Raw genomic sequence first — 17,435 nt, forward strand, 5'->3', positions numbered from 1 at the left:
GGTTATGCTAGAATAGTAACGAAACACATTTATATATAGAAATGGTGATAACGATGTCCAAAGCAAATGAAAATACACGGGTCGTCGTTGGCATGTCCGGAGGTGTAGATTCATCGGTTACCGCATTGCTTCTGAAGGAGCAAGGTTACGATGTCATCGGCATTTTCATGAAAAACTGGGATGATACAGACGAGTTTGGCCACTGCACCGCTGAAGAAGATTCAGAAGACGTGCGTCGGGTGTGCGAACAGATCGGCATTCCTTACTACACTGTCAACTTCGAGAAAGAATACTTTGATAAAGTATTTACCTATTTCCTTGATGAATATAAGTCGGGTCGTACACCGAATCCGGATGTCATGTGTAATCGTGAGATCAAATTTGGTGAATTCCTGAACAAAGCGCTCGATCTGGGCGCAGATTATGTAGCTACAGGCCACTATGCACGTCTCATTGAAGAAGACGGTACGTTCAAGCTTCTGCGCGGTGTGGATAACAACAAAGACCAGACTTACTTCCTGAACGCTCTTAATCAAAAACAGCTATCCAAAGCCATGTTCCCGATTGGGCACCTGCCTAAACCGGAAGTACGTAAAATTGCTGAAGCTGCTGGTTTGTACACTGCGAAGAAAAAAGACAGCACAGGTGTATGCTTCATCGGTGAACGCAATTTCAAGGAGTTCCTGAGCAACTATCTTCCAGCCAAAGGCGGAGAGATGGTCGATATCGTAACGGGTGAAGTCAAAGGACGTCACGATGGTCTGATGTACTATACCCTAGGTCAACGTCAAGGACTTGGCATTGGCGGTTCGGGCAACGGTGAACCTTGGTTCGTTGCTGATAAAAACCTGGAGAAAAACCAACTGCTTGTTGTACAGGGCGATGCGCATGCCAGCTTGTACTCCACAGGTCTGACAGCTACAGGCGTAAACTGGATTGCAGGTGCAGAGCACACACCAAATGTGCCTTTCCGCTGCACAGCCAAGTTCCGTTATCGTCAACCGGATCAAGGCGTTACGTTGACCTGGCAGGAAGATGGCAGCGTTGATGTGCAGTTTGACCAACAGCAAAAAGCGATTACGCCAGGACAAGCCGTTGTTTTCTACGATGGAGAAGTGTGCCTCGGCGGTGGTACAATTGATCAAGTACAGAAAGTACCCGTACCGGCGATGCAATAATAGACTTGCTCATCACTTGAAGAGTGGAAGCCAATCCCATGTATTCCTACAAAAAAAGCCGTCTTTCATGTAATACCATGAAGGATGGCTTTTTTCCTGCTTTTTTTTGCAAAAAAATCAAAAGAGTTAAATTATGCAGTGAGCCATACTCCTGCCAGACAGCCTAACACACCCGCCACGACAGAACTCACCACATAAAGCATCGCTCTGGTATATCGTTGGTGTCCCATTAAAGTTAATGTTTCATAACCAAAGGTAGAGAAGGTCGTATACGCTCCGCAGAAGCCGGTGCCCCACACCACCCATAAGTCGTCTGACACACTCCCCGCCTGATGCCCTCCATACAGTATCCCAAGAATCAGTGAACCGCTGATGTTAATGACCCAAGTGCCCCAAGGGAAAGCAGTCCCCAGCTTACCGGAGATAACCTTGCCCAGGCTATAACGAAGCAGCGCACCTAACACTCCTGCTAGTCCAATCCAGATGATCATCAGGCATCACCTTCTTTGGGGGAGGCAGCAAGCATTCGGTTGCCCAGATTGATGCCATAGGCGCAGAGCAACAGCCCTGCCCCTACGCTAATAAGGAGATAAAGCGCGGCTTTGATCCATTCTCCACTCTCCGATAAACGAACGATGTCCAGTGTAAACGTAGAGAAGGTCGTGAAGGCTCCCGTAAACCCTGTGCCTATGGCGAGGCGGAGCGGGGGTGTTACTTTTTCCGGAATGGCTATGGTAAAAAACCAACCCAAAAACAGGCTGCCGATCGCATTGATCAACAGCACTGCCCATGGAAAACCTGTATTCGCCGCAGGCATCATCAGTTGAATGGTATATCTGGTCAAAGTGCCTAGAAAACCGCCTGCTCCGACATATGCTAACTCTTTCATTTCTGTCCATCTCCTGAATTACGCTTCGGAATCTATCGTTGTTTTACATAAACTGACCAGATCAAGTTGCTGTAAAGCGGGATTACAGCCCTCTCCGCCGCTGTTGATTCAGTCTGATCTTCGACTCATTTCCTTGCTCTGTTGCTTCATAGAAGACTCTGCGAGACAGCTGCTTCGGTAAGTATTCCTGTTTCACATAATGTCCCGGATAGTTATGCGGATATTGATATCCCTCATGTCCCAGCTTCGCAGCTCCTGAGTAGTGAGTATCTCTCAAATGCAGTGGAACTTCGGCCGACTTCACCTCATCAATGGCACTCATCGCCTTGGATATGGCCGTATATACCGCATTAGATTTCGGACTTTCTACCGCAAATAAGATCGCTTGCGCAATATTTAACTTAGCTTCGGGCCAGCCGTTATTCCGGTACGCATCCAGTGCTCCAATGGCCTGAGTCATCGCCTGCGGATTCGCAAGTCCAATGTCCTCACTGCTTGCTGCAATGAGGCGGCGAATGAACGTCATCGGGTCCATGCCCAGCTTCTCGACCGCATACAGGAACCAAAACAGCGCCGCATCACTCGAACCGCGGATACTTTTGTGAAAAGCAGACAATACGTCATACTGTGTGGACTCGTCTGCCTTAACAATCGGACGGCGAATCGACTCTTCTGCGACAGCCAGCGTGATGTGCACCTTTCCATCCTGCTCGGGTGGTGTCGTTAGCGCGGCAAGCTCTAGTGCATTTAATGCCCGCCGAATATCACCATTCGCCATCGTAGCAATGTGTGCCAGCGCTTCATCATCCGCTTGCAGTTCCATAAACCCTAGACCTTTGTCCGCGTCTGTTAGCGCTCTGCGCATAGCAATCAGGGAGTGCTCCTTGTTCAGCGACTCCAGCTGGAATAGAGTAGAACGGCTCATCAAGGCCCCGTTTACATAATGAAAAGGGTTCTCTGTCGTTGCCCCGATAAAAATAATCGTACCCTTCTCTACTGCGGGCAACAGCGCATCTTGACGTGAACTGTTAAACCGATGTACCTCGTCAAGGAACAAAATCGTTTTGGTTCCGTACAACTGTTTATTCGTCTGCGCCTGCTCGATCACTTCGCGTACGTCCTTTACGGATGCATCCACGGCATTTAATCGTACGAATTGCCCCTGCGTGTGCTGAGAGATAATATGAGCAAGGGTTGTCTTGCCACATCCCGGCGGGCCGTACAGTAAAATGGATGAGATCTGATCCGCCTCAATAGCTCGGCGCAGTAATTTGCCGGGTCCGATAATATGTTCCTGACCTATATATTCATCCAGATGCTCTGGCCGCATGCGGTCTGCCAGCAGTCTGGCCTGAGGTTGTGTATCTTGTTGAAACGAAAATAAATCCATGGTTATATCACTTCCTTAACGGATATCCTGTTCATTACTAATCATATACTTCATAGCCAGACAGTACAACAATGACGGCAGTTTAGGGATTCGCAGAACTCAACAAAAAAAGGCATGCGCCAGGAATTAAACCCGTCATGCCTTTCTTATATCTATTCCGGCCAGCCCTGAATCGTTACCTGCTCTCCCTCGGGATTGTGCGTTGCGGCAGCATATTCCGGCATGTTGCCGTCATGGAATAACCACAATTCATGCAAAGCCCGCGTACAGCCAACATAGAGCAGTTTCGCATCACCTGCACCAGGCTTATAATGCTGCTGATCAACGTCTGCCACAATAGCCGCATCGAATTCCAGCCCTTTAGACAAATACACAGGTAAAATGGAATGTCCGCCGCTATACTGCTTTTTCCCTCCGTCGATGAGGTTCATATCCCAGCCCTCCGCTTGTAGCTCACGGTGAAGTTCCTCGGCTTCATGAAGCGTTCGCGTCAGGATCGAGACTGTCCGATAGTCTTTAGAGGTAAGCACTTGAAGTGCTCGCCCTAAACTTCCGATCCGACCTTCACTTCCATAAGCAAGCGTGCGCACCGGATCACCACTCCGGAACACGGGAATCGCCGTAATGCCGCTCTTTACACCCTGTTCCAGAATGGTATTGGCATAATCGATGATCTCCATCGTCGAACGGTAGCTTCGAGTTAAAGCAAAGTAAGCATTCTGCTCTTCCGGAAACAGCGAACTCATCTCTTCCCACGCATGAACACCACGGTACTCATGAATACCTTGAGACAAGTCTCCCAGAATGGTAAAAGAATGTCCTTTGACAAACTGATCTAGCAGCGCAACATGAAATGGAGAAAAATCCTGGGCTTCATCAATAACAACGTGATCAAAACGCTCTGATCCTTCAATGTCATGAACCAACGTATGGATATAGACCAGTGCTGGCAGATCTTCTTCCCGAATAACGTCTTGTTTCAGATCTGTACCTGTCTGTTTCATGATCGCTTTAGGTATCAAGCTGCTAAGAGAAGCAGGTACCGAGCCACCTTTCGCTGCTTTAAACAGTTGTTTGTACAGTGTCAATGGATTGTACTCAGGCCACTTTTTTGCATAAGCTTTCTCCCGGGTTGCTGCCTTTTTCTTGCGCTCTTTACGCAAGCTTTCCGGCATCGGCTTTTTCAGCTCCATCTCAATCCACCGATGAATACGTGCCATGACCCGCTCTTTGCGTTTGGCCAGCGGATAGTGTTTGTACTCCGTCCCAAACCAGTTCTCAATCTCTGGTTTGCTGAGCACTGCTCCATCCCAAGGAATGAAATCCATATCCGGCACTGAAGCCTCTTCCATCCCCGATAACCACTCCCGAATCAATTCCATGAAACGAATCGAGCCTTTGTAACGTCCGGGAACATCATCAGTGAGTTCAGGTCGTGTGGCAGGGGTTTCAAACCATGTATTTAGCGTCTCGGACGCATCCGCAAGCGGCATATCCAGCCCCAGCAGATTCATGGCCCAATCGGGAAACGTACGCTGCTGAATATCCCCTACACCAAGCTCTGGCAACACATCCGAGATGTAGTCGAGGAACATATGATTGGGTGCAAAAATAACCATCTTTTCCGCTGACACCTGTTCTTTATACTGGTATAACAAAAAAGCAAGGCGATGCAGGGCAACCGTTGTTTTCCCTGATCCAGCAACCCCCTGAATGATCAACGCGGTGTTTCTCGCCGCACGAATGATCTGATCCTGCTCGGCTTGAATCGTGGATACGATATCTCGCAATTTGTTGTCCTTGTTCTCGCCAAGGCGATACACCAGAAATTCATCGGATACGGCCGGCTGGTCACTGTCCCGGTTATATGTATCTGCGACTCGTTCCAATATGCGCTGACGGATCACCACATTTCGCTTCAAATACACCAGACCTTCAATCAGACCTTCGGGGGCTTCATACGTTGCAGAGGCCTCGCCTCCGGTAAACGAGTAAAACAGGCTCGCGACAGGAGCGCGCCAATCGATGACAAGCGGATGCTCACCGACCTCTTCGCGGTCTACACCGATTTTGCCAATATACAGCGGTTTCCGTTCACCACTGCCCTGCTCTTCGAAATCCAAGCGTCCGAAATAGGGTTGTTGCGCGCTCTTGGACAAGGCACTCCGGCGTTCTTCACGTCCGGCTTCCAGCACTTGCTCCGTGAAATCATGGCCCGTATACACCGGGATATTCCGCAGCCGTTCGAGCTGGCGGTCCACTTCTTCCATGGTTCGCTCTAACCTGTACTCTTCTTCTTGATAGGCACTTTGAAAGCTGTCTGACATGTTTCAGTTACCTCCTAAGAATCATTAATTACCCCGCACCACCTGTACCACGCAATGCAAAAGGATATTTAATATATCATATAGGTCAACCGAAAGCTACTTGAATTGATAATTAATTACTGCACTAACAAGTGCACAGCAACCAAACAAAACAAACCACCAAGCCCATTTATTTCTAACACCCTTGCGTCTGCTATTCATTACACCGTAGATCCCTATAAGTAGTACGATTGAGGAAAAAGTTATACCTACAATCCAGCCTGCCATATGCATGCCTCCTTCAATGTTCAAGGGATGATTCAGCTTCTTCTTTTCAAATGAAAGGATCCCCCACGAATATCAATATAGAATTGCTTTTCTCCATTGTTATATGAGAATCGTTTGTGTTCGCTCTGTAGAGGAGTCAGTTCAAAATCACTTTTCAATGAACCTGATCTTTCGTTTAGCTGCACTTCAAAGCCTTCTCGATCTGGAATGCGAACCACAGCCTTCATCCCGGTGGATATAGAATGGAAGCTATTTGGCGTTTGGAGACATTCCATCAAAAGCGTTCTCCCCGTAGCTTTGGATTCCACATGCTGAAATTCTCCTGTAATCTCAATCTTGGATGAACTGGAGTGAAGAACGAACCTATTTGCTTTTATCTGATCCGCGTAGATATCTGAGGCAGTTGCGTACACTTCAAGTTTTTCCATAGTTCCGGACATGGCTAGACTACCTGAAGTGACTTTACATTGACAACGATTGGCTCGAATGCCCTTCAGCCCAAGCTGACCTCCTGTCATCTTGACTAAAATGGAGTTCATAATACGATGAGGTACTTGGATCTCCAGAGCGGTCCGGCCGATATTAAATCCGATGAAACCTCCCTTTTTTCGCCCATCTACAATACTTAATTGATTGCCGTTAATACGGTATTGCATTAACTTTCGCTCAGAATAACGTTTATCGGCATACTGTATAACGTGAATGAATTCATCCTCGCTTAAACGTACATGAATATCGCCGGACAACCAATCCACATCAATATCATCTATAGACTGATCCACATCTAACGTTTTGCAGAGACGAAGTTCGCTGCTTTTCAACACGTTTCCCCTCTCCTAACCATCCACATAACCTCCTGTGTTGGCATGCCGATTGGTAATCCGTTGAATAAGTTGATCACTTACGATATCCGCGCCAAGAAGTCTCATCATATATTGCAAAAACCTGAGCCTTTCCTGCGTCTGTGCCTGATCCCGTCCAAAAAGAAGAGGATTAATCCAGATATTAACGAGCAGCATGAAGATCTCAGCGCACTCCAGCGGATATTCAACAGAGATCGATCCATCACTCTTGCCTTGTTCCATGATATCGGCAATAATTCGTGCATCTTTCAAAACACCTTTTCTGATTCCACCCAGTATAAACTGTGGATTCTTGATCTGAGTACTTAGAACCTGATCAATTGAATTGGATTGAATTCCGGGATCAACGATAATATTTTCCAAAACGCTAATAAGCTTCTGTCTTGCATCAGGGGCATGTGTATTTTGAATGAGCTCCATAAACATGTCTTCCGCTCGCCCAAGCTCCTTCTCCATCACTGCACTAAGAATATCCTCCTTAGACTTGAAATGATGGTATATAGCACCCTTAGACATGCCTAGTTCATCTATAATGTCCTGAATGCTCGTTTTCTCGTATCCCTTTTCGGTGAACATCTTTGTTGAAACAGCCAAGATCTGATCTAGAGTCTGTTCAGGATATTTATTTCTAGCCATAACTGCCTCCTTATACATACCAACGGTCGGTATCCTTAATATAGGGTATGTTGGTCTTACTGTCAATATGAGGAATTTCAACGAAATAAAAAAGGATTCCCGTTGTATTACCTCGCAGGTAATGACGAAAATCCTTCTTTCTTTGTAACCCGTGTTAGTGTTCGGTTGGCATTTTACCGCTACCAGCTTCTATGCTCTCCTCATCCTGAGATACAAACTGTTTTTGTGCTAGTTCGCGGTATACCGGATGTGTACTGATTAATTCCGTATGTGTTCCCGTTCCTGTAACATGCCCATGCTCCAAAACAACAATTTGATCAGAATCGACAACCGTAGACAGTCGGTGGGCAATAACAATCGTAGTTCGGCCCTCCATGAGATTGGATAAGGCCTGTTGTACTTCGTATTCCGACGTACTGTCCAGACTGGAGGTTGCTTCATCCAGCATCAGAATGTCAGGGCTCCGTAGCAGCGCTCGCGCGATAGCAATCCGCTGACGCTGGCCACCGGATAATTTGATTCCTCGTTCGCCAACTTCCGTGTCATAACCTTGCGGAAGTTGGTTGATAAAGTCAGCTGAATATGCCATCTCTGCCGCTTGTTTAATCTCGTCTAACGTTACCGGTCGATCCAGACCGTACGTGATATTGTCTTTAATTGTGCCTGCCATCAGCGGACTTTCCTGAGATACATACCCAATCTTGTTACGCCACGAGGACAACGAATACTCCGTTATAGCCTGACTTCCATACGAAATATGACCCGAATCGGGAAGGTAGAACTGCTCTAGCAATGAGAACAGTGTAGACTTTCCACTGCCGCTCGGACCAACGATTGCTGTTACTTTCCGAGTTGGAACAGTGAGATTGATGCCGTGCAACACTTCTTCACCCGTAATATAGGAGAAATGTACATTGTGAAAGGCAATGGTCTCATTTCCTGGGGGAGCGTGTTTTGTGCTGTGATCCGGTTCCTCATTTTCGGCAAGAATCGACTGAATACGTTCGGTGGCGCCGACTACTTTTTGCAAACGTGAATATAGGGTGGTGAACTGCCCCATTGGCATGATGACCTGGAAGAGCAGTAGAATGAAAGCAACCAATTCTCCCGGCGATAATAGTCCTGATGCTACACGCATCCCCCCTACACCCAGAATAACAACCAGCACAGCGGTCATCACAAACGTAAACAGCGGCCCGATCAACGCTAGAATTCGCGCTTCCTGCAAGCCAAACGCAAACATTTTGCGTATTCGGGAATCTCCGGCTTCTGCTTCTTGCTTCTCCGTTCCGTAAGCCTTCACCAGGCGAATCTCACTTATAACCTGACTGAGGACAGACGTAAGTCCAGCCATCTCATCCTGCTGTTTCTTGGAGATTTTATACATTTTCCTCCCCACCGGCAGAAGAATCAGCATCGTCAGCGGGATTAGACTCAAAATGATGAGCGACATCACCCAATCCAAATAAAAAAGAAGAGCTACGCCACCAATGACCGCAACGATATTGGAGACAAATGACACAAGATAGTCGGCAATCAGTGTCATAATCTGGCTAGTATCATTCGTAATCCGGCTCATCGTATCCCCTGTACGATTACGGTCAAAATACGGCATACGCAGGGACAACACTTTGTTCCATAGCTTGGTACGAAGGGTCGCTACCACACGCTGTCCGGCATAATTCAACATGTAGATACTAATACCTGAAGCGATCGCTTGGATGACAAACGCCCCGAGTAGCAGAAAAATAACCGATTTGTTCAGCGCTGATGTGGTCAGCCCGTCAATAAGGCCTTTAGTCATCAAAGGTACAATTAATCCGGCCGTCGTTTGAATCAACGTCAAGATGAGTGCCAGAATGAGAATCAGTTTGGGCGGGTTCGTAGAAGCGATAAGCTTGGCAAAATCCTTGAATCCCTTTTTTCCTACTTTTGTCACATCAGATTCCGACTTTAGATGTTGCTGTTCTTCCATTTCCCGTTCCTCCCATTCTCTATCTTTACACGTACGTTTTTACAAAATACCATGCAGAACAAAATTCGCCAGGAACAGAATCGAAATGCCGTACATGACCACAGGCACTTTCTTCCCTTTTCCAGCAGCCAGTTTTGCCAGTGGGTATGCGATAAATCCGAAGGCCATACCGTCCACAATGCTGTACGTAAAAGGAATCATGACCATAATGAGGAATGCCGGGAACGCTTCGGTAAAATCGCTAAAATCCATATCTTTGACACCTTGCACCATCAATCCCCCGATGATAATTAAAATAGGAGCGATTGCACTGTCGGGAATATACCCGAGCAGCGGTATGAAGAAAAAGGTCGCGCCGAACAGCACGGCTGTCACGAGCGGAGTTAACCCCGTACGGCCACCTGCAGCAATACCTGCTGTTGTCTCCGCTGCTGCTACCGGTGGACTGCTACCGAAAATACCTGCTAACACCGTACTCAATGATAATGCACGCAGACTGCCCTTGAACCGTTCCGGACGGCCAATCATATTCGTCTGCGCCGTAATAAGTCCTATATTTTCAAACACGACAATTAATAACAATAGAAATACTGCAATCCAGAATGCAATATCCGCTAGCTTCATCAGGGACAATTGACCAAATAGACTGCTGTATTGCCGCATGGCGTCCATGGCAGATACAGCTTCGCCAGGCTGAACCGCTCCTAACACATAAGCAAGTCCTGTGCCGACCAGAATACTGATCAGTAATCCACCCTGTACATTTCGGATAAATAAAATTATAGCCAGTACCAGTGTTACACACGCTGTAATAACATTGGGGTCATTGAAATGTCCAATTGCCACAAATGTCGTTTGATGAGCAATAACAATACTGCTCTTTTGCAATCCGATAAAGGTTAAAAATAATCCAATCCCGACTGTGATCCCATGCTGCAAATTTTTCGGGATAGCTTCACTGATCATTTTATATAACGACGTAAAGGCGACAATGGCAAACAACACACCCGTAACGGCGACTACAGCCAGCGCTTCTTGCCATGTTAATTGCATGGAGTGCACAAGTGTATACGTGAAAAATGCATTGATCCCCATCCCTGGTACAACCACAATGGGTGATTTCCCACCGAATGCCATAAGTAAACATCCTGCTATGGATGTGAGCAACGTGCCCACCATAGCCGCTTGCAACGGCATTCCCGCATCCGCAAGAATGGTTGCATTCACCATCACGATATAGACGACGGCAAAATAAGAGATGGCCCCCGCCACAATCTCCTTCCTCCATTGATCTTCTGGCTCCATGCCCAGTCTTCTGGACATCCAACTGTGTTTCATTTGTCTATTCCCCTCTCTGGCTGCATGTTTATGCCCGGTTCAACTTATATCAATGTAAGTATTTATGTATCGCATAGCACAGCACCCCATATCATACACCGTTTTTATTATGAAGTATATGGAAACAGCAGACATAAAAAAGCGCAGGTACTTTAGCACCTGCGCTTTGAATTCGTTGACTCTTTTTCTATCTCATCAGACACATCACTCGTCTAACCTCTATTGCTTCTCAGCTTGTTCAATTAAGTCTTTCACAGCCACGCTGACCATAATTAGCCCAGCTACCGGCGGAACAAAAGCATTGCTCGCTGGTGGCTGTTTGGCCTTACGAATCTCCGGTGCATTCTCAGGCACAATTTTCTGTGTTACGTCTGCACGCGGCTTGAGCGGCTCCTCAGTCGAGAATACTACCTTTACCCCTTTTTTAATCCCATCTTTACGCAGTTTGGTGCGTACTACACGGGCAATCGGGTCCATGGACGTTTTTGAAATATCCGCAACCTGGAATTTCGTCGGATCCATTTTATTTGCCGCTCCCATGCTGGAAATCACAGGAATTTTGCGTTTCAGGCACTCTTTAATGAGATGGATTTTGTAGATGATCGTATCGGAAGCATCCAGTACATAATCCAGCTCGTACTTAAATAATTCCTCATACGTTTCTTCGGTATAAAACATGTTCAGCGCAATGGCGTCACATTCCGGATTGATCAATTTCACTCGCTCTACCATCAGGTCAGCTTTTTTCTGACCAACAGTAGTTGTGAGTGCATGAATCTGACGGTTGATATTGGTAATATCCACTACATCTTTGTCAATCAGGATGATTCGGCCAACACCGCTGCGGGCAAGTGCTTCTACCGCAATACCACCCACACCACCGATCCCGAGTACCGCTACTGTGCTATTTTTGAGTGCATTCAGACCTTCAGGTCCGATGGCCAGCTCTGTTCTTGAAAATTGATGGAGCATTGAGAATCGATGCCTCCTTTATTTCTTTTCCGCGACCGGTTTACGGGCTACACGGATATGAAGCTGTTCAAGCTGTGATCCATCTACTTCGGAAGGTGCATTCATCAGCAGATCGGTTGCACTTGCCGTTTTCGGGAAGGCAATCGTTTCACGCAGGTTCGTGCGACCTGCCAGCAACATCACGAGACGGTCCAAACCAAATGCAATACCGCCATGTGGTGGTGTACCATATTCGAATGCTTCGAGCAAATAACCGAATTTATCGTTGGCTACTTCTGGTGTAAGTCCAAGTGCAGCAAACATTTTCTCCTGCACATCACGTTTGTAGATACGCATCGAACCGCCACCTACTTCGTAACCGTTCAGAACAAGGTCATAAGCTTGAGCACGAATGCTGCCTGGGTCCGTATCGAACAGGTGTACATCTTCGTCTTTTGGACGTGTGAACGGATGGTGTTCTGCCACATAACGTTTCGCTTCTTCATCATAGCCGAGAAGTGGGAAATCCACCACCCAAGCAAATTTGAATTTGCTGTCATCGATCAGGCCAAGTTGACGTCCGATTTTCAGACGGAGAGCCCCGAGTACGTCAGCAACTACTTTTTTAGTATCCGCGGAGAAGAGCAGCAAGTCACCTTCTTCAGCGCCTGTGCGTTCTTTTACCGCTTCAATCTCTTCCGGTGTGAAGAACTTCACGATTGGCCCTTTGAACTCGCCGTCTTTCACTTGAATCCATGCCAGACCTTTAGCACCATAACGAGAAGCGTATGTTCCGAGTTCATCGATCTCTTTACGGCTCCATGTACCACAGCCTTTAGCATTCAATACTTTCACTTCGCCGCCTTTTTCGATGACTGAAGCGAACACTTTTACTCCGCTATTGGCTACGATATCGTTCATCTCAATTAGTTCTAGGCCAAAGCGTAGATCCGGTTTATCGGAACCATATTTGCCCATTGCATCAGCATACGTAATCCGTTGAAATGGCAGTTCCAGCTCGATGCCTTTCGTTTCACGCAGCAATTTAGCCATCAGCTGTTCCATCATCGGCAACAGATCATCCTGCTGCAAGAAGGACGTCTCGATATCGACTTGAGTGAACTCAGGCTGGCGGTCTGCACGCAAGTCCTCGTCACGGAAGCAGCGAGCGATTTGGTAGTAACGCTCCAGGCCGCCAACCATCAGCAATTGTTTGTAAATTTGCGGGGACTGTGGCAATGCGAAGAATTCACCTTCATGTACACGACTCGGTACAAGATAGTCACGCGCACCTTCCGGTGAGCTCTTCGTCAGAATCGGTGTCTCCACTTCTACGAAGTCTTCCCCATCCAGGAAGTCACGAAACACTTTGGACGCTTTGGAGCGCAGCTTCAACGTTTCGTACATTTCCGGACGACGCAGGTCCAGGTAACGATATTTCAAGCGCAAGGACTCGTCTACCTCAACACCGTCTTCAATGAAAAATGGAGGTGTTTTGGCTGCATTCAGCACTTCGATCTCAGTGATTTGGACTTCAATTTCGCCTGTCGGCAAATTTTTGTTTACAGTCTCAGCATCCCGCTGAACCACTTTACCCGTTACTGCAATGACATATTCGCTACGTACACGATCTGCGATCTGTAGGGCTTCTCCAGAATACGCCGGGTTAAAAACAACTTGTACAATACCGCTGCGGTCACGCAGATCGATAAAAAGTACGCCTCCCAAGTCACGGCGGGTCTGTACCCAGCCGTTCAATGTTACGGTTTCACCGATGTGTGCGTTTGTTAATGCGCCGCAATGATGACTTCTTTTCATATTCCTATACTCCTCATTATGTGAATTTCCGTTCTGTGCAGACAGGCAGAAGCCTTGTTACACTGTCCCGGTTATTTAAACATTTATTTATTTCCGCGTACCACGTTCACCAGATCATCCAGCTTCACTGTCTGCTGCTCACCTGTATCCATGTTCTTCAATGCGATCTCGCCGCGTTCCAGCTCATCATCCCCAAGGATTGCAGTATAACGGGCTTGGAAACGGTCTGCGGATTTCATCTGTGCTTTCATTTTGCGGCCCAGATAATCGCGCTCACCCGACAAGCCAGATTGTCGAAGGTTGAAGAGTAATCGATTCACTTCGCGATCTGCTGCTTCACCCAAAGCGACAAAGTATACATCTAGCGGAGCCAGCGTTGTCACTTCAATGTTCTGATGTTCCAGAATCAGCTGAATGCGCTCCAGACCAATCCCGAAGCCGATACCCGGCTGATCAGGTCCACCGATATCACCAACAAGACCATTATATCTGCCCCCGCCGCCAACAGTATCAATAGCGCCAATACCTTGTGCTTTTAACTCAAATGCCGTCAGGGTATAATAATCAAGCCCTCGCACCAGGCGATTGTTCAACGTGTAGTCTACACCGAAATCATCCAGATACACCTGTAGCTTGGCAAAGTGACTGAGGGATTCCTCATCCAGACTATCCAGAATGGAAGGTGCACCAACGAACTTGTCTTGATCTACTTTGCAATCCAGCACACGCAGTGGGTTACGCTCTATACGAGACTGACAATCTTTGCAAAGGTTGTCCTTCATCGGTCTGAGGAATCCAAGCAGCGTTTCACGATATTCCGCACGGCTCTTGGCATTACCTACGGAGTTGATCTCCACCTTCACATCTTTCAGACCCAACTCTACACAGAATTGGTACCCAAGTGCAATGACCTCAGCGTCAATCGCCGGGTCCAGTGCACCTATAGCTTCAACCCCGAACTGATGGAACTGACGCTGACGGCCCGCCTGTGGACGTTCATAACGGAACATCGGTCCGATATAATACAGCTTGCTCACATCTGGTTCGCCATATAGCTTATTCTCTACGTAAGCACGAACCACACCTGCTGTACCTTCCGGCCGAAGGGTCATACTGCGATTGCCTTTGTCGTCAAAGGTATACATTTCTTTCTCCACGATGTCCGTTGTTTCTCCCACTCCACGAACAAACAAAGATGTCTGCTCGAAGATCGGCGTACGAATCTCCCGGTAATTAAAACGTCGGCACAGATCACGTGCTTTTTCTTCTACATATTGCCACTTTTCGACTGCACCAGGTATTAAATCCTGTGTTCCTGTCGGTTTCTGAAAAGCCATCTGTATCCCTCCAGCATTGATTTTTTTCTGTAAACGTTATTTCTACATGTACACTTAGCCACTCCGATGGCAGTACCATCTTCAGATTAGTTCTACACTCTACGTTCCGGTGTACAGAGAGAATAAACTTGAAGAACAAAAAAATCCCTCTCCCTGTTTGCTCAACGAAGCAAACAAAGGGACGAGAGATTGTGTATACATTCACCCGTGGTACCACCCACATTCCGGAAGCCTGATCTAACAGCCGCTCAGGTTGTCTTCAGTCGTCAGAATGTTACGAAATACAACATTCAGATCAAACCGTTCTTCCGCTCTACGTATAACGCACGTCATGCGCAGACCGGCTACTAGTATCCGCAGAATACACATCTGCCTTGTTCGCCGTCTGTTCTCAGGGAAGTCATTCGTCCGCTCATCAAGAGAATCCTTACAGCCTCAGGGATTCCTCTCTGGTCTTGTGGGTACGGAGTACTTGGTCCCGTCATCAAATCCAGGTATCGTATTCCAAACGATAAATTAACTACAATCACGTTATTATTTCCTGATTGTAATGAACCGCAGTACTAAAGTCAAGCGTTAGCCATTGAAGATATAAAAAAATAACCTGCACACGGTGTGCAGGTCCAAATAATATATAAAAAAAGGGGGTCATGTTTGTTATTATAAACACACTTTGTTAAAGGCTTGTGTTACTAATATTACAGTAATATTACAAAAATGATAGCGCTTTATTTCATCCGACAAATCATATTATTTTTAGTCAGCACATGACCTATATCCTTATCAGCTGAATGCGAAAAGCCTTTACGCAATACCGAGTATGATACCCAGACGGCGTAAAGGCTAGTTCAAATCTATATACTAATCTAATTTTTCCACATAGGCATGGTTCGAACGAAGCTTATGGATAATCTCCTCATAATCCTCATCTCTAACTTTGGCGGACAGAACATAGTGCAGATCATCATAATTGCCCGTAGTCACATCGGCAGCATCAAGCATATCTCCATCTTGATTCACGCGATTGCGGGGATCACGTTCAGCTTCACGATCTACATCCGAGACGACAGGTATCACATTTTCGCTGGCGGGAACCCCGGGAGCTGCACCTACACCCATTGCTCCGTTCGTTCCTACGCCACCTGCTGCTGTGTTATACGGAACTAGGGGTATCATCACTCGTGTATCCCTTCCGATTGCTGCATCCAGCTGACCTACTTCCAACTGTTCGGTACGAAACGTCTGCAATGAAGTTCTAGCCCCTTCTGCCTCGTCTTCCGTCCGAAAGTATGCCTGAATATGTTTTGCCATGTCAAACCCTCCTTATTAGGAATGTAATATAACGTGACAACGTGACACCTAATGATTCAATGACACGAGGTAACCAATGTTCGATATGATGATTGTATATGAATAGATTTCCATAATCTCGGGATCGTTAACCTATCGCTATTTATATGACTTTTAGCAGTTCACGAACAAACGCAGGTTCATCTTCAGGTGTACGAGATGTGATGTAGTTCCCGTCCACTACAGCTTCGTGATCCATGAATTTTGCTCCAGCGTTCACCATATCATCCTTCAACGGTGGATATGATGTAATGGTGCGGCCTTTCAACAAATCCGCACTGGCCAAAATCTGTGGACCATGGCAGATCGCAGCGATGGGTTTCTTCGCGTCGTTGATTTCCGTTACAAATTTCAAAATATCGGTATCCGTCCGCAAATTTTCAGGTGAAGATCCGCCCGGGATCACAACGGCATCATAATCAGAGGAACGAACATCCGAGATGGCTTTATCCGTTGTATAAGAGACTTTTCCTCCCTTACCTTGCAGTGTTTCACCGGCTTTTAGCCCGATAATGTGTACTTCGTGTCCAGCTTTCTTCACCTCATCGTACGGTACCTGCATCTCCGAATCTTCAAAATCATTTGCAAGTAAAAAAGCAACTTTACTCATAATGTATGTTCTCCTTTCCGTATTCGAATTCGGTTTAATCCTGATCATGCTGATCATGTTTGATCACTTAGTTACTGCCTCGATTTGTTATTACCCTAAGCTGATTGATTTATAACAATGCAAACTGAATTGATTTTGTAGATATGCATCTGGAGCTTTAGCGAAAAAAGCAATAGACAGCAAAAAGCCCCGATCGCATAGCAATCGAGACTTGAGTTTTGGATAGCTAAATCCATACTATAAAAATCTGAAACAAACTAAACGCTCTCCCCTTAGTGGGTATACATTACGGACGAGGATGATGATCCTGCCTGTCTTTGTCTGTTGTTTGCAACATCCACATCGAAGAAACGCGTGTTGCTGCAGAATGGGCAAGATGAAGTGATTCTGTCATATTTCCCGGGATTAGCAGCGGTTCAATTTTTGCTTTGGTTGATTTCGCAGATTGGCGCATCGTAAGGGAGACTCCTTTGAACAACAGAGAATATAACGTTCCAATAACGTTT

General features: G+C 46.6%; 17 protein-coding genes. 2 read left to right on the forward strand and 15 right to left on the reverse strand.

Annotation, left to right across the window (positions count from 1 at the left end; all coding sequences use genetic code 11):
- Positions 1-53: 53 nt before the first annotated feature.
- The gene (mnmA, locus tag PQG66_RS12895) at positions 54-1,178 is read left to right on the forward strand and encodes a tRNA 2-thiouridine(34) synthase MnmA (RefSeq protein WP_272038056.1); all 1,125 of its coding nucleotides are present in this window, start codon (positions 54-56) and stop codon (positions 1,176-1,178) included.
- A 131-nt stretch (positions 1,179-1,309) separates the two neighbouring features.
- Here mnmA and crcB (PQG66_RS12900) read toward each other — a convergent pair whose 3' ends face one another.
- The 12 genes from crcB (PQG66_RS12900) to hisS form a co-directional block, all read right to left on the reverse strand.
- Positions 1,310-1,669: a fluoride efflux transporter CrcB gene (gene crcB / locus PQG66_RS12900; protein WP_272038057.1), complete on the reverse strand. Its 360-nt coding sequence runs from the start codon at positions 1,667-1,669 to the stop codon at positions 1,310-1,312.
- A complete protein-coding gene (gene crcB / locus PQG66_RS12905) occupies positions 1,669-2,067 on the reverse strand; it encodes a fluoride efflux transporter CrcB (protein WP_272038058.1) in 399 nt (132 codons plus the stop codon). Before crcB (PQG66_RS12905) ends, crcB (PQG66_RS12900) begins: the two co-directional genes overlap by 1 nt.
- An 82-nt stretch (positions 2,068-2,149) precedes the next feature.
- Positions 2,150-3,457: a replication-associated recombination protein A gene (locus tag PQG66_RS12910; RefSeq protein WP_272038059.1), complete on the reverse strand. Its 1,308-nt coding sequence runs from the start codon at positions 3,455-3,457 to the stop codon at positions 2,150-2,152.
- Positions 3,458-3,609: 152 nt separating this feature from the next.
- The gene (locus PQG66_RS12915) at positions 3,610-5,784 is read right to left on the reverse strand and encodes a HelD family protein (protein ID WP_272038060.1); all 2,175 of its coding nucleotides are present in this window, start codon (positions 5,782-5,784) and stop codon (positions 3,610-3,612) included.
- A 96-nt stretch (positions 5,785-5,880) separates the two neighbouring features.
- Positions 5,881-6,075: a hypothetical protein gene (locus tag PQG66_RS12920; RefSeq protein ID WP_272038061.1), complete on the reverse strand. Its 195-nt coding sequence runs from the start codon at positions 6,073-6,075 to the stop codon at positions 5,881-5,883.
- Positions 6,076-6,083: 8 nt separating this feature from the next.
- On the reverse strand, positions 6,084-6,875 hold the full coding sequence (locus PQG66_RS12925) for a DUF4097 family beta strand repeat-containing protein (RefSeq protein ID WP_272038062.1): 792 nt from the start codon (positions 6,873-6,875) through the stop codon (positions 6,084-6,086).
- A 12-nt stretch (positions 6,876-6,887) separates the two neighbouring features.
- On the reverse strand, positions 6,888-7,550 hold the full coding sequence (locus PQG66_RS12930; protein WP_272038063.1) for a TetR/AcrR family transcriptional regulator: 663 nt from the start codon (positions 7,548-7,550) through the stop codon (positions 6,888-6,890).
- 154 nt (positions 7,551-7,704) lie between these two features.
- The gene (locus tag PQG66_RS12935) at positions 7,705-9,525 is read right to left on the reverse strand and encodes an ABC transporter ATP-binding protein (RefSeq protein ID WP_272038064.1); all 1,821 of its coding nucleotides are present in this window, start codon (positions 9,523-9,525) and stop codon (positions 7,705-7,707) included.
- 39 nt (positions 9,526-9,564) lie between these two features.
- The gene (locus PQG66_RS12940; RefSeq protein ID WP_272038065.1) at positions 9,565-10,863 is read right to left on the reverse strand and encodes an NCS2 family permease; all 1,299 of its coding nucleotides are present in this window, start codon (positions 10,861-10,863) and stop codon (positions 9,565-9,567) included.
- Between the two features lie 219 nt (positions 10,864-11,082).
- Complete coding sequence (locus tag PQG66_RS12945) at positions 11,083-11,835, reverse strand: tRNA threonylcarbamoyladenosine dehydratase (RefSeq protein ID WP_272038067.1); 753 nt, start codon at positions 11,833-11,835, stop codon at positions 11,083-11,085.
- A gap of 18 nt (positions 11,836-11,853) precedes the next feature.
- Positions 11,854-13,632: an aspartate--tRNA ligase gene (aspS, locus tag PQG66_RS12950; protein WP_272038068.1), complete on the reverse strand. Its 1,779-nt coding sequence runs from the start codon at positions 13,630-13,632 to the stop codon at positions 11,854-11,856.
- Positions 13,633-13,715: 83 nt separating this feature from the next.
- Positions 13,716-14,969, reverse strand: a complete 1,254-nt coding sequence (hisS, locus tag PQG66_RS12955) for a histidine--tRNA ligase (RefSeq protein WP_272038069.1) — start codon at positions 14,967-14,969, stop codon at positions 13,716-13,718.
- A 207-nt stretch (positions 14,970-15,176) separates the two neighbouring features.
- Between hisS and PQG66_RS12960 the strand changes: the two genes are divergently transcribed.
- Positions 15,177-15,320 (forward strand): hypothetical protein, encoded by a 144-nt coding sequence (locus PQG66_RS12960; RefSeq protein WP_272038070.1) that lies wholly within the window; start codon positions 15,177-15,179, stop codon positions 15,318-15,320.
- Between the two features lie 510 nt (positions 15,321-15,830).
- On the opposite strand, the gene PQG66_RS12965 is transcribed toward PQG66_RS12960, so the two are convergent.
- The 3 genes from PQG66_RS12965 to PQG66_RS12975 all read right to left on the reverse strand — a co-directional run bounded on the left by PQG66_RS12965 (position 15,831) and on the right by PQG66_RS12975 (position 17,383).
- Positions 15,831-16,280, reverse strand: a complete 450-nt coding sequence (locus PQG66_RS12965; RefSeq protein WP_272038071.1) for a hypothetical protein — start codon at positions 16,278-16,280, stop codon at positions 15,831-15,833.
- Between the two features lie 142 nt (positions 16,281-16,422).
- Complete coding sequence (locus PQG66_RS12970; RefSeq protein ID WP_272038072.1) at positions 16,423-16,929, reverse strand: type 1 glutamine amidotransferase domain-containing protein; 507 nt, start codon at positions 16,927-16,929, stop codon at positions 16,423-16,425.
- A 286-nt stretch (positions 16,930-17,215) separates the two neighbouring features.
- Positions 17,216-17,383, reverse strand: a complete 168-nt coding sequence (locus PQG66_RS12975; protein ID WP_272038073.1) for a hypothetical protein — start codon at positions 17,381-17,383, stop codon at positions 17,216-17,218.
- Positions 17,384-17,435 lie beyond the last annotated feature (52 nt).

The organism is Paenibacillus sp. JJ-100 (assembly GCF_948329825.1).
Lineage (GTDB): Bacteria > Bacillota > Bacilli > Paenibacillales > Paenibacillaceae > Paenibacillus.